The sequence below is a fragment of the Streptomyces sp. Ru73 genome, from assembly GCF_002920575.1.
Taxonomy (GTDB): Bacteria; Actinomycetota; Actinomycetes; order Streptomycetales; family Streptomycetaceae; genus Streptomyces.
In genome coordinates this window covers 65,298-78,450 of the sequence record NZ_PQSQ01000005.1, presented here as the reverse complement: position 1 = coordinate 78,450, position 13,153 = coordinate 65,298, and the positions used below count along the sequence as shown (strand labels likewise).

Genomic DNA, 13,153 nt, shown 5'->3' with positions numbered 1-13,153 from the left:
GCGACCGGGGGCGCCTGGGAGCTACTGCGAGCGACGCGTACGGCCGGGACGGACGCACACGGCGGCACGCTCGCGGCTCCGCATCCGGCATCCCGTACTCCGCACTCTGCACCCCGCACCTCGCACTCGGTACTCACCGCGCACCGCGCCGTGGCGACGTGACCCGAAAATCGAACACGTGGTCTAATTCGAGCCATGGCGCACACCACTCCCTTCCCCCGAGACCTGCTCGACGCACAACGCGACTGGAACCGCACCTACGCCGCCCTCGCCGCACGGCCGGCGAACACCGCCGCGCTGCGCCGCCGGCTCCAGCTGCTCTCCGCCCGTATCGCCGGCCATCCCTTCTGGACCGCGACCGAGCGACGGTCCGCCGCCACCCGCGCGGAGCTGCGCCGCCAGGCCCGCGCCCTGGAGGAGCGGGACGGATAAGGGCGTACGACGCGGCGGCACCGGGCAGCGCCTGGCGGCATCAGGCGGTGTGGCCGGCATGGCACGGGCACGCCGCCGCGTCCCCGCCTCGTCGACAGCGCCGGCCTCGTCGGCAGCGCCGGCCTCGTCGATAGCGCCGGCAGGTGAGGAGCCTCCCGCGTCAGGTCGTGCTCGGCAGGGCCTGCGAGAGGAGGGTCTCCGCCGCCGCCCGTGCGTGCCGGCCGTAGTCCGCTTCGCCCAGCACCATGGCCCGGCTGGCCGCTCCGTCCGCGAGGGTGACCAGTTGCTCGGCGAGCGCGGCGGGTTCGCGGCAGCCCAGCTCCGCCACCAGCGCGGTGACCAGCCGCACCATCTTCAGTTTCTGTTCGCGGGCGTAGGAGTGGACCGCGCTGTCCGGGTCGGGGAACTCCGCAGCCGCATCGATGAACGGGCACCCGCGCACCGGGTCCGCGTCCGGTGCGGGCTGGTCGAACAGTCCGAGGATGCGGTCACGCGGGGAGACGTCCTCGCGGGTCAGTACGCCTTCCAGCGTGGCCCCCGAGGAGGCGAGCCCCTCCAGGTAGGCGATCACCAGATCGCTCTTGGTCCGGAAGTGCGCGTAAAGCGTGCGCTTGGACACCGGCGCTTCCTCCGCGACCTGTTCCATGCCGGTCGCGTTGATGCCCTGGACCGCGAACAGCCGGGCGGCGGCGGCCAGGATGCGCTCCCGCCCGCCGCGCCCGCGCCCTTGGGGTGTCGTAGTCGTCGCACTCACGCAGCAAGTATACGTCTGCGTTTACTTCGCGGGCCGAGGCTGTTAGCGTCCGGAAGGTAAACGCATCCGTTTACACAGATTGTCGTCGAGGAGGGTCTCATGAGCCCGTTGGTTCCCACCGAGCTGAGCGGCTGTGCGGAGAAGCTGATACGCGGCCGGCACGCCACCCGTGCGTTCCGCCCGGAAGCGGTGCCCGAGGACACGATGCGGGCGATCTTCTCGCTGGCCGGCGCCGCGCCGTCCAACTCCAACGCACAGCCCTGGCGGGTGGAGGTGGTGAGCGGCGCCCCACGGGAGCGCCTGGCCGGTGCCCTGCAGGCGGCCCACGCCGAGCAGCGCCTCTCGGCCGACCTTCCGTACGCGGAGACCATGTACGCACAGGAGCACCAGGCGCGCCGGCGAGCGTTCGGCGCCCAGCTGTACGGCGCACTGGGCATCGGTGCCGACGATCACGAGGCGCGGGCGGCCTACGACGCGGAGAGCCTGCGTTTCTACGGCGCGCCGCACGCCGCGTTCCTGTTCGTCACCGGGGACGGCGGGCCCCGGCTGGCCGCTGACGTCGGCGCCTACATGCAGACCCTGCTCCTGGCGATGACCGCGTACGGCGTGGCGAGCTGCCCCCAGGGACTGCTGAGCTTCTACGCCGACACGGTCCGCGCCGAACTGGGCGTCAGCGAAGGAAAGCTGCTCGTGGGCATCTCCTTCGGCTACGCCGACGCATCCGCACCGGTCAACCACGTCACCACCGAACGCGCAGCCCTCGAAGCGGTCACGGCCTTCCACGGCTAGGACCGTCACAGCACGGAAGCGGCACCCGGGTGCCAAAGCTGAACGCTCGGGCGGTCGGCGGCGCTCGCCGTTCGGCCCGGTGCCGATTCCCGCCCGCATGATCCGCCTAGGCTCGTCGGTGGACGTCAAGCGCCGGGAAAGACATGGGAGAGGCGGCATGAGCGAAGGCAATGGTGCGGTGGTACGGACCGGGACGCTGCTGCGGAGGATGCGGGCGCGTGATCCGGAGGAGGAGCACCGGGCGTCGACGCCGCTGGAGCTGTTGTTCGACCTGACGTTCGTGGTCGCGGTCTCCCAGGCCGCGGCCCAGCTCCATCACGCGCTGGCCGAGGGGCACTTCGGCGCCGGTCTGGCGGGGTACGCCGCGGTGTTCTTCGCGATCTGGTGGGCGTGGATGAACTTCACCTGGTTCGCCTCCGCCTACGACACCGACGACGTTCCCTACCGGCTGCTGACGCTGCTGCAGATGGCGGGCGTGCTGGTACTGGCCGCCGGCGTGCCCAGCGCGTTCCAGCACGGCGACTTCGCGCTCGTGGTGGTCGGTTACGTCATCATGCGCATCGCCATCATCACCCAGTGGCTCCGGGCCGCCACCGAACACCCCGAAGGCCGCCCGGCTGCCCTGCGGTACGCGGCGGGCATCGTCGTGGTGCAGGTCGGCTGGATCGCCCGGCTCTGGTCCACGGGCGTCTGGGCCCCCCTCACCTTCGTCCTGCTCGTGGCGGCGGAGCTCGCCGTGCCGGCCTGGGCGGAGAACCACGGGAGGGCCACCAGCTGGCACCCGGAACACATCACCGAGCGGTACAGCCTGTTCACCATCATCGTGCTCGGCGAGGTCATCCTCGCCTCGCTCTCGGCCGTCCAGTCGGCCGTGTCCGCGCACGGCCTGTCCACGGACGTCCTGCTGATCGTGCTCGGCGGGCTGTTCCTGGTCTTCGCCCTGTGGTGGATCTACTTCACCGGCAGCGACGCCCGCCTCAGTACCCTCCATACGGCTCTGACCTGGGGGTACGGCCACTACGTCGTCTTCGCGGCACTGGCCGCGCTCGGTGCGGGGCTGGAGGCAGCGCTCGACGCCACCGAGCACCACGCCCACCTGTCCGCCCGTGGCGCCGGGCTGGCCGTGGCCGTCCCGACGGCGGTGGTACTCGTCGTCCTCGGCGTGCTGCACCGGATGACCGGTACCGGTGCCGTGGGCCACGCTCTGCTGGTGGCGGTGGGCGTGCTCGTCGTACTGGCCCTCGGCTTCAGCGCGCCCGTACTGGGCGTGGGCGGCGCCGTGCTGGGCATCGGACTGACCGTCGCCGCGACGCTGGCCGCCAACCTGACGGTCTTCTGCCACCGGGCCGCACCGGTGCACTGAATCCTTGGCCTGATTGGGCCGACCCGGCGGCCGAGCGAGCTGAGTGCCGTGCGCCGGGAGGGAGGGCCGACGTCACTTCGCGGGGCACCGCCGGCAGGGCCCCGCGAAGTGACGGTGCGTCATCAGCGCGCGGCGCGCAGCCACACCGTGGTGTCCGGCGGGAGCTGGCCGCCCGTCAGCGGACCGCTGGCGAGCAGTACCTCACCGGCGGGCAGGGACACGGGCCGGTCCGAGAGGTTGGCGAGGCACTGCCAGCCGGTCGAGCGGCGGAAGTGGATGAGGTCCGCGGTACCGGTACCGGTGCCGGCCGCACCATCCGCCGCCGCTCCTCCCGCCGCGCCGCCCTCCGACGTACGGTCCGCCACCGCCCCGTCCGCCGCTGGGCCCTCCGCCGCCGTCTCGTCCGGTGCCGACAGCCACTCCAGCGACTCGTCGCCCTGCAGCTCGCGACGGAGCCGGAGGGCCGCGCGGTACAGCTCCAGCGTGGAACCCTCGACGCCGTCCTGCGCCGCCACCGACAGCTCGCCGAAGACCGGCGGCTGCGGCAGCCAGGCCCCGCCGGGCCCGAAGCCGTACGACGTACCCCCGCGGGTCCACGGCAGCGGCACCCGGCAGCCGTCCCGGCCCTTGCGGGTGTGTCCGGTGTTCTCCCACACCGGGTCCTGGAGCGCCTCGGCGGGCAGGTCGGCGACCTCCGGGAGGCCCAGTTCCTCGCCCTGGTAGACGTAGGAAGCACCGGGCAGGGCGAGCATCAGCAGCGTCGCGGCGCGGGCCCGGCGCAGCCCCGATTCGAGGTCGGGGGCCGGGTCCTTGCCGTCGCTCAGCAGCCACGCGTCGGTGTCGGTGCCGAGAGGCAGCGCGAGCCGCGAGGCGTGCCGTACGACATCGTGGTTGGAGAGCACCCAGGTCGCGGACGCGCCCGCCGCGGCGGCCGTGGCCAGCGACTCGGTGATGACCTTGCGCAGTGCGGGCGCCGTCCACTCCGCCTGGAGGTACTCGAAGTTGAACGCCTGGCCCAGCTCGTCGGGGCGGGTGTAGAGGACCCGGCGGGAGTTCTTCACCCAGGCCTCGGCGACCGCCATCCGCGGCGGGTCGTAGGAGTCCAGGACGATCCGCCAGTCCCGGTAGATCTCGTGCACCTCGTCCCGGTCCCAGTGCGGGTGGGTGCCGTCGGGCATCAGGTCGTGGTCGCCCTTGAACTGGTTGTCGCCCATGTCGCGCAGCGGCTCGGTGAGGTCCTTGGCCAGGCCGTGCGCCACGTCGATGCGGAAGCCGTCGACGCCGCGGTCGGACCAGAAGCGCAGCGTGCGGCGGAAGTCCTCGCGGACCTCTTCGTTGGTCCAGTCGAGGTCCGGCTGCTCGGGGGCGAAGAGGTGGAGGTACCACTGGCCGTCCGGCACCCGCTTCCAGGCGCTGCCGCCGAAGCGCGAGACCCAGTCCGAGGGCGGCAGCTCTCCGTTCTCGCCGCGCCCGTCGCGGAAGACGTACCGGGCGCGGGCCGCCGAGCCGGGCGGTGACGCCAGTGCCTCCTGGAACCATACGTGCTGGTCGGAGGTGTGGTTGGGGACCAGGTCCACCAGGATCTTCAGGCCCAGCCGGTGTGCTTCGGCGACCATGGCGTCGAAGTCGGCGAGGGTGCCGAGGCGCGGGTCGACGTCCCGGAAGTCGGCCACGTCGTAGCCGCCGTCGGCCAGCTCGGAGGGGTAGAAGGGGCTCAGCCACAGCGCGTCGACGCCGAGGGAGGCGAGGTGGGTGAGCCGGCCGGTGAGGCCGGGCAGGTCGCCGATGCCGTCGCCGTCGCTGTCGGCGAAGCTGCGCGGGTAGACCTGGTAGATGACGGCCTGCCGCCACCAATTGGGGTCCTGCGAGGACGCGTCGGCGACGGCGGGAGCCAGCACGACGGCGTCCGTCCCGGCGGGGCCGGTGTCCTTCGCAGGCAGGCCGGTCACGGCGGAATCGGTCGCGTGGGGGTCGGTCACGAAAGCTCCTTCACGAAGCGGGTCGGATGCGCACAACGGTGGGGACGGGCTGGCCGGGCACCGGTCATCCCTTGACCGCGCCGTCGGTGAGGCCGGACAGCACGGCGCGCCGGAACACCAGGACGAGGAGGGCGATCGGCACCGTCGCGGCCATCGCGCCGGCGAAGATCGTGCCGTACGGGATCTCGTACTGGCTGCTGAAGAGTGCGATGCCCACGGGCACGGTCCGGTAGGCGTCCTCGCTGTTGAAGGTGAGCGCCATCAGGAACTCCGTCCAGGTGGCGGTGAAGGTGAACACCCCGGCCGTGAACAGCGCCGGCCTGGCCTGCGGCAGGATCACCGACAGCAGTGTGCGGGTCGGGCCCGCGCCGTCCACCGTCGCCGCCTCCTCCAGCTCGTACGGGATGCCCAGCAGCGAGTTGCGCAGGATCCAGATGGCGAACGGCAGGTGGAAGGCGATGTACGGGATGATCAGGCCCCAGTAGCTGTTGAGCAGGTTCAGCTCGCGCTCGACGAGGTACAGCGGGGTGACCACTGCGATGGTCGGGAAGACGGAGATCATCAGCAGCGCTGTCATCACCGGGCCGCGCCCGCGCATCGGCGTACGGGCCAGCGCGTACCCGGCGAACAGTCCGAGCCCGAGGACGATCGCGGTGGCGCTGACGGCCACCACCGCGCTGTTGAGCAGGTAGCGGTCGAAGCCCGCCGAGCCCAGCGCCTGCCGGTAGTTGGCCAGGGTCGGATGGAGCGGGACGGGGGTCGGCGGCAGTGTGCCGTTCTCCCGCGCCGTCTTGAACGAGGTCACCGCCATCCACAGCAGTGGCAGCGCGGTCACGGCGACCAGCACCAGCGCACCGACGTTGACCACGTTCACATACCGGCGCACGCCCGTGCGCCCGCGGCCGCGCGTCATGCCGCGCCCCCTTCGTCGACCTGGTTGCGGAACATCCGCAGGAACAGCAGACAGCAGGCGATGACCAGCACGCCCGTACTCGTGGCGATCGCCGCGCCCATGCCGATGTCGAGGTTCTGGAAGAGCGTCTTGTACCCGAGTACGGCGAGGGACTGCGTGGCCGTGCCGGGGCCGCCCTGGGTGAGCACGAACGGCAGGTCGAAGATGCCGAAGGCCTGCAGTACGCGGAAGAGCACCGCCACCGACACCACGGGGCGCAGCGCGGGCAGGACGACGTTCCAGAAGGTGGTCCACGCCCCCGCGCCGTCCACCTCGGCCGCCTCGTACCGCTCCTTCGGGATGCGGACCAGCCCGGCCAGGATGATCACCGCGACGAACGGAGTGGTCTTCCAGACGTCGGCGACCGCCATCCCGGTGATCGCGGGGACGGGTGTGCCGAGGATGACCGGCGACTGGTCCATCACCAGCCCGAACAGCCAGGTCACGGCGCCGAACGTGGCGTCGTACAGGAAGTCCCACAGCTGCGCTGAGACCACCGTGATCAGCGACCAGGGAATGAGCAGCAGCGCGAGGATCCAGCCGCGCCCGGCCTCCAGCCGGTCCAGCAGCACCGCCACCGCGATGCCGAGGGCGATCTCCACGGCCACCGTCACCAGTGTGTAGCCGACCGTGAAGGCCAGCGCCTCCAGCCAGACCGGGCTGGCCAGCATGGTCGTGTAGTTGCCGAGCGTCCACTCCTCGACGTGGGTGCCGCCGAAGGTGAAGCGGACCTTGCTGAAGCTGAGGACGACGGAGTACAGCACCGGGAAGACCGTCACCAGGGCGATCACCACGAGCGCCGGGGTGGTGTAGAGCCAGCCGGTGCGGGCCCGGCGGCGCGCGAGACCGGCCGGCGGGCGCTGCTTGCCGTCCTTGCGCGCGGTGGGTGCGGGACGCCGCGGTGCCGGCCGGGTGGCCGTGGGCGTCGGTGCCTGAGGGACCGTCACAATGCCTCCCCCCGCAGTGCGGCCTGCAGGTCGCCGCGGGCGTGCGCCAGCGCCTGCCGTACGCTCGTGCCGCCGCTGAGCACTTCGTTGACCGGTGTGAACACCGCCTTGCTGACCATGGGGTACTCCGGGGTCCGGGTCGGCCGGGCGACCAGCCGTACGTCGCGGGCGAGCGCGAAGGCCGGGTTGGCCGACCTGGCGACGGCCCTGCCGTGCAGCTGGGAGAGGAGCGGCGGCAGCACGGCCGCGTCCCGGGCCAGGATCGACTGGCCCTCCTCGGCGAGGAAGCGGGCGAACGCCAGGGCCGTGCCGAGGTTGCGGGAGTGCGGATTGAGGTAGTTGCACCAGCCGCCCAGACAGCTGCGGCCGCCCGTGCCGCCTTCGAAGCCGGGCCGCCGCATCACCCCGATCTTCCCCGCGACCTGCGAGGACGCCGGGTTGTCCGCGACGCCCCAGGCGTACAGCCAGTTCCGCAGGAAGACCGACCGGCCGCTGGTGAAGGCGTCCAGGCTGTCCTGCTCGACGAAGGTCGTCACCGAGGACGGGGTGACCCCGCGGGTGATCAGCTCGCGCAGGTAGGTCAGGGCCCGCACGCCCGCCGGCCCGTCGAAGGTGACCTTGCGGGCATCGGGAGAGAGGATGCTGCCGCCGGCGTCGGCGACCAGCTCCGCGACGTTCGCGGTCAGCCCTTCGTACACGGTGCCCTGCCACACGAAGCCGAAGTCGGCGTCGCCCGCCCGCTGGATCTTCGTGGCGGTGGTCGCCAGCTCCTCCCACGAACCGGGCGGCCGCAGCCCGTGCTTGTGCAGCAGGTCCTTGCGGTAGTACAGGAACGCCTCGTCGAGGTAGAACGGGAAGGCGTACACCTGCCCCTGGTACGTCAGCGCCCGGACCAGCTCCTCGGGATAGCGCTGCCAATAGCCCTTCGGCAGCAGCGGGTCCAGCGCCAGCGCCAGCGAGTTGTACGCGAACTGGGCGGGCCAGGCGACGTCGCCCATGTACACGTCGGGCGACGGACTGCCGCTCGCCACCTGCGTGGTGAGGGTCGCGCGTGCCACGTCCGTGGTCGGCGGTGCGGCGATCAACCTTACGGTGACGTTGGGGTGCTTCCGCCGGAAAGCCCTGACCAGGGCCGGTCTCAGGTCGCTGCCGTCGCGGGCCGCTACCCGCCCGGCCCACCAGCGGATGGTGACCGGACCGCGCGGCACCTCGGTGGCGTCCGAGACGTCCGGGCCGCGCGCGGCGGCACGCCCGCAGCCGGTCGCGGCGACGAGCGGGACGGCGGCCCCGGCGGTGGTTCTGAGGAGGGATCTGCGGCTCAACGGCATGACGATGCGCTCCTGACCGAGGGAGAACGCTGAGGGGAGGCGTCGAAAGGAGGGCACTGGGAGGTGCTCCTGACAACGCTTGCACGCTAGGGACGGCCCTCATGCCTGTCAATGCCACGCGCAGCAACAAGAAGAGGCGTCCGCTCCCACGAAGAACCAGGCAGAATGGTCGACTTGCCCCCGTATCATCGGACCTGTCACGGCGTCAGCAGGGGCCGGTCATGAGGACAACTCGGCCCCAGCACGGCGGAATTCCGCCCCGACCTCGGTGATAACGCTGTCACCGACCAGGTCCATGTGGCCTACACCTGTGCTACGTTCCGGACATGCCTCCAGCGCAGCGTCTCCCCACCATGGCCGACGTGGCCGAACGGGCGGGGGTCTCGGTCTCCACGGTCTCGCGGACCCTGCGTGGCCTCTCCACCGTCTCGGACGACGCCAGGACGAGGGTGGAAGCGGCGGCCCGCGAACTCTCCTTCGTCATTTCCCGGCAGGCGTCCAGCCTGGTCACCGGCAAGACCGGCACGGTCGCGGTCCTCGCGCCCACCCTCGGCTCGTGGTTCGTCGGGCAGGTGCTGCGCGGCCTCAGCGAGATACTGCGGGACGCGGGCCTGGACCTGAAGGTCTACAGCGTCGGCGACCTCACGGAACGCGCCGCCTTCTTCGACCGGCTGCCGGCCCGCCGCAACGCCGACGCGCTCCTGGTCGTCTCCTTCGACCTGACCGAGGCGGAGTTCGCCCGGCTGGACGGGCTGGGCGTCCCGGTGGTGTACGTCAGCCAGCACGCCCCCGGCCGGGCCAGTGTGTACGTCGAGGACATCGCGGCGGCCCGCGCCGGCACCCGCTACCTGCGCGGCCTCGGCCACCGCCGGATCGCCTTCGTCCGCGCGGCCCCCGACTCCGGCTTCACGTGCAGCTCGCGCACCCGCCTGTTCGGTTACCGCGAGGCCCTCGCCGAGGCGGCCGTCCCGTACGACGAGGAGCTGGTGGTCAGCACCTCGCGCGGCCGGCGCGCCACCGCCGAGGCCGTCGGCCGGCTGCTCTGTCTGGCGGACCCGCCGACCGCGGTGTTCGCCGAGACCGACGAGATAGCGATGGAGGTGCTGTGGGTACTGCGGTCCTCCGGGATCGACGTACCGGACCGCGTCTCCGTCCTCGGCTTCGACGACCACGACCACGCCGAATGGCTGGATCTCACCACCATCGCCCAGCCCGCCGCCGAGGTCGGCCGCGCGGCCGGCACTCTCGCCCGCACCCTCATCGGCGACCCGTCCGCCGACCCGGCCCGGCACGTCGTCCTGCCGACGCATCTGATCCCCCGGGGGACCACGGGGCCGGTACGGGAGGCGCAGGGGCGAGAGGATCCGGCGCGGGAGGAGCCGACGTGGGAGAAGCCGACGTGGGAGGAAGACGGCAGCAGCGTGTGACCTCCCCCTCCCCCGGCGTCAGTGCCCGCTGACGAAGCAGAACTCGTTGCCCTCGGGGTCGGTCAGCACCTGGAACTGCCCGTACGGATTCGTCACCAGCTCACCGACGGCGACCGCACCCAGCCGGACGGCCTCGGCCGTCGCCGTGGGAATGTCCCCGGCCAACAGGTCCAGATGCACCCGGTTCTTCGTGCTCTTCGGCTCGGGCACCCGCTGGAAGGCCAGCCGCGGCATCTCCGGCGGATCGACATAGCTCCACTCCGCGTTCCGCGCCACCGGCTCCGCGTCCAGCAGCCGCCCCCAGAACCGGGCCAGCCCCTGCGGATCAGCACAGTCGAAAACGACCTCGTCCACTCGTGCACGCATCCTGACACCTTAGGGCCCCATGAGGCTCCGCTCCCCTGCCTCCGCCGGCCGGGGCCCGGAGCGTACGGGCAGCGCGGGGTGCCCGAGTGACATGGGTGACACGAGTGGCGAGGGTGACCCGGTGTGTTTGGCGTGGTGGCGGATCCCTACGCTGCTTCCAGCACGACCGAAGGAGCACTCTGGTGGGGACCATCGAAACCCAGGTGGCCGTCGTCGGCGCCGGGCCCGCCGGCCTGACACTGGCGACGCTGCTGCGCGAGCGGGGCATCGCCTGCGTGGTGATCGACAAGTTCGACCGCGATCAGCTGCTGGCCAGGGCACGCGCCGGATTCCTGGAGCGCCGCACCGTACAGCTCATGGACCGCCTCGGGCTCTCGAAGCGGCTCCGTACCGAGGGCCTGCCGCACACCGCGTGCGAGTTCCGGTGCGACGGCGAGGTCGTGCGGCTGGACTACGCGGACCTGTGCGGTGACACCCCGAGCTTCGTCTACCCGCAGCAGGAGGTGGTGTCCGACCTGCTGGACGGGTACGAGTCGGCGGCCGGCGCCACCCTGCTGGGCCGCCCCGTCGTCGGCCTCGGCACCGAGCGCGGGCTGCCGGTGGTGCGGTGCGCGGACGGCACGGCGGTGCGCGCCGAGGTGGTGGTGGAGGCCGCGGGCCAGTACGGTCCCGTGCGCGCCGCCCTGCCGGCCGACGCCTTCACCGAGTACGACGTGCGGCACGGCGTACGGCTCCTCGGCGTCCTCGCGCAGACGCCGCCCTTCGCACCGCACACCGTGTACGGCCAGCACGCCGACGGGTTCGCCGGCCAGATGCTGCGGTCGCCGGAGGTCACGCGCCTGTACCTGGAGGCGGCGGAGGACGAGACCCTGGACGACTGGCCCGAGGAACGGGTGTGGCGGGAGCTGGACGCCCGGCTGGCGCTGCCGCCGGGGGCGCTGCGGCGGGGGCCGGTCTTCGACCGGTCGATCGTGGAGATGCGGACCCGTGTGGTGGAGCCCATGCACCTCGGGCGGGTGGCGCTGGTGGGTGACGCGGCCCACATCGTGCCGCCGTCCGGCGGCAAGGGCATGAACCTGGCGATGGCCGACGCGGCCGACCTCGCCGCCGCACTGGGCCGGCACTTCTCCGAGGATCCGGGCGGTGACGTCAGCGAGGTGCTGGCGGCCTACTCGCGGCGGCGGCTCGCCGACGTGTGGCAGGTCCAGGAGTTCAGCCACTTCATGCTCCACCTCCAGCACGGCCCGCGCCCCGGCACCCCGGACGCCGGCTACGTCGAGGGGCTGCGGCGGGCCCGCCTCTTCCGGCTGCGCGACGACCCGGCGTACGCGCGGGCCTTCCTGGAGCGGTACATGGGGCCGGAACTCGCCCCGGGCCTCTGACCGAGCCGGCCTGGTCGGCTCCTGAGCGTTCACCTTTTGAAGTGAAGCCGATGATTCCGAATCCCTTGACGGCCCTTCTTGCGACGAGTTAACTCAAGGCGTGAATCAGGTCTGGACCAGGCCGAGTTGGCATGGTCCCGGCGTCATTCACGGTTGGCCGGACGGACTGTGCACCGCCTACGAAGGGCAGCCAGCCATGCCTTGAGCGTCCAGGACTTCAACGCTTCGGTGCGCGCGGCGCACATCACGGCAGTGCGACCGTCCCGGGCCGATGCCCGCTCCCCCCACACCGCACAGGAGCTCCCATGAGTTCAGCAGCACAGGATGGAAGCAGGTCACGATCAGGGTCACCGGCACGATCACGATCGGAGTCACGGTCACGATCGGAGTCGCGGTCACGTTCGGGGTCACGGTCACCGCGCATCCGCATGGTCCGTCGGGGCGCCGTCGGTGTCGTCGCCGCGGCGGTCATCGGTGGCGGCACAATGGCCGCGGCCGACGCCACGCCGGCCACCGGGCCCGAGGCGGCCGGCGCGCCGCAGGCCGTGGCCCCGTATCTGTACAACGGCTGGGGTGACACGCCCGATCCCGCGACGGTGATGGACGCCAGCGGCGTCAAGTGGTTCACCCTCGCGTTCGTCCTCAGCAACGGCTCGTGCGACCCCCAGTGGGACGGCAGCCGCCCGCTCACCGGCGGCGTCGACGCGCAGACCGTGGACGCCATCCGCGCCAAGGGCGGGGACGTCATCCCCTCCTTCGGCGGCGCCAGTGGCAGCAAGCTGGAGCAGACCTGCCCGGACGCCACCGCGCTGGCCGGTGCGTACCAGAAGGTGATCGACGCCTACGGCCTGAAGGCGATCGACATCGACATCGAGGGCGACGCGTACGCCGACCCCACGGTGCAGCGGAAGACGATCGACGCGTTGAAGCGGGTCAAGGCCGAGAAGCAGGGACTGACGACGTACGTCACGTTCCCCAGCGCCCAGGACGGACCGGACGACGGCATGATCGAGCGGGCCGCCGACGCAGGGCTGGAGGTGGACGGCTGGACGATCATGCCGTTCGACTTCGGTGACGCGGGCGGCCAGGACATGGGCGAGCTGACCGAGAAGGCCGCCGAGGGCCTGAAGAACACCGTCAAGACGGCCTACGGCTACAGCGACGACGCGGCCTACCGGCACAGCGGCATCTCCTCGATGAACGGCATCACCGACGCCGACGAGCGGGTCACCACGAAGAACTTCGAGGCCATCCGCGCGTACGCGCAGGAGCACCACCTCGCCCGGCTCACTTACTGGTCGGCCAACCGCGACCGCCCGTGCCCCGGTGCCTATCCCAACGACGACACCTGCTCCGGAGTGGATCAGGAGCCGTGGCAGTTCGCCAAGATCTTCGCCGGATACACGGGCTGACGGGGGCACGGTGACACTCGAC

General features: G+C 71.7%; 11 protein-coding genes and 1 pseudogene. 6 read left to right on the top strand and 6 right to left on the bottom strand.

From position 1 onward, the window contains the following. Nucleotides 1–195 precede the first annotated feature (195 nt). The gene (locus C3486_RS03785) at nt 196–432 is read left to right on the top strand and encodes a hypothetical protein (protein ID WP_103831098.1); all 237 of its coding nucleotides are present in this window, start codon (nt 196–198) and stop codon (nt 430–432) included. 160 nt (nt 433–592) lie between these two features. Here C3486_RS03785 and C3486_RS03780 read toward each other — a convergent pair whose 3' ends face one another. Further along, nucleotides 593–1,186: a TetR/AcrR family transcriptional regulator gene (locus C3486_RS03780; RefSeq protein ID WP_103831097.1), complete on the bottom strand. Its 594-nt coding sequence runs from the start codon at nt 1,184–1,186 to the stop codon at nt 593–595. Between the two features lie 99 nt (nt 1,187–1,285). On the opposite strand from C3486_RS03780, the gene C3486_RS03775 reads away from it, so the two are divergent. Next, entirely contained in the window at nt 1,286–1,975 is a 690-nt protein-coding gene (locus C3486_RS03775) for a nitroreductase (protein ID WP_103831096.1), read from the top strand. Nucleotides 1,976–2,132: 157 nt separating this feature from the next. Continuing rightward, entirely contained in the window at nt 2,133–3,338 is a 1,206-nt protein-coding gene (locus C3486_RS03770) for a low temperature requirement protein A (protein WP_258052573.1), read from the top strand. 122 nt (nt 3,339–3,460) lie between these two features. On the opposite strand, the gene C3486_RS03765 is transcribed toward C3486_RS03770, so the two are convergent. The 4 genes from C3486_RS03765 to C3486_RS03750 all read right to left on the bottom strand — a co-directional run bounded on the left by C3486_RS03765 (nt 3,461) and on the right by C3486_RS03750 (nt 8,544). Next, the gene (locus tag C3486_RS03765; protein ID WP_258052581.1) at nt 3,461–5,236 is read right to left on the bottom strand and encodes a glycoside hydrolase family 13 protein; all 1,776 of its coding nucleotides are present in this window, start codon (nt 5,234–5,236) and stop codon (nt 3,461–3,463) included. A 145-nt stretch (nt 5,237–5,381) separates the two neighbouring features. Then, nucleotides 5,382–6,230: a carbohydrate ABC transporter permease gene (locus C3486_RS03760; RefSeq protein ID WP_103831095.1), complete on the bottom strand. Its 849-nt coding sequence runs from the start codon at nt 6,228–6,230 to the stop codon at nt 5,382–5,384. Then, on the bottom strand, nt 6,227–7,216 hold the full coding sequence (locus C3486_RS03755) for a carbohydrate ABC transporter permease (RefSeq protein WP_103831094.1): 990 nt from the start codon (nt 7,214–7,216) through the stop codon (nt 6,227–6,229). The genes C3486_RS03760 and C3486_RS03755 overlap by 4 nt, the downstream gene beginning before the upstream one ends. Continuing rightward, the gene (locus C3486_RS03750; protein WP_103831093.1) at nt 7,213–8,544 is read right to left on the bottom strand and encodes an extracellular solute-binding protein; all 1,332 of its coding nucleotides are present in this window, start codon (nt 8,542–8,544) and stop codon (nt 7,213–7,215) included. The genes C3486_RS03755 and C3486_RS03750 overlap by 4 nt, the downstream gene beginning before the upstream one ends. 326 nt (nt 8,545–8,870) lie before the next feature. Between C3486_RS03750 and C3486_RS03745 the strand changes: the two genes are divergently transcribed. Further along, entirely contained in the window at nt 8,871–9,971 is a 1,101-nt protein-coding gene (locus C3486_RS03745; RefSeq protein WP_308461215.1) for a LacI family DNA-binding transcriptional regulator, read from the top strand. Nucleotides 9,972–9,989: 18 nt separating this feature from the next. Here the strand turns inward: C3486_RS03745 and C3486_RS03740 are convergent, their stop codons facing one another. After that, complete coding sequence (locus tag C3486_RS03740) at nt 9,990–10,337, bottom strand: VOC family protein (protein WP_103831091.1); 348 nt, start codon at nt 10,335–10,337, stop codon at nt 9,990–9,992. Nucleotides 10,338–10,519: 182 nt separating this feature from the next. Between C3486_RS03740 and C3486_RS03735 the strand changes: the two genes are divergently transcribed. Together C3486_RS03735 and C3486_RS03730 are read left to right on the top strand one after the other, a co-directional pair. Beyond that, complete coding sequence (locus tag C3486_RS03735; RefSeq protein WP_103831090.1) at nt 10,520–11,719, top strand: FAD-dependent monooxygenase; 1,200 nt, start codon at nt 10,520–10,522, stop codon at nt 11,717–11,719. Between the two features lie 491 nt (nt 11,720–12,210). Continuing rightward, nucleotides 12,211–13,131: pseudogene (locus C3486_RS03730) on the top strand (chitinase); the annotation flags it as partial. Nucleotides 13,132–13,153: the final 22 nt, after the last annotated feature.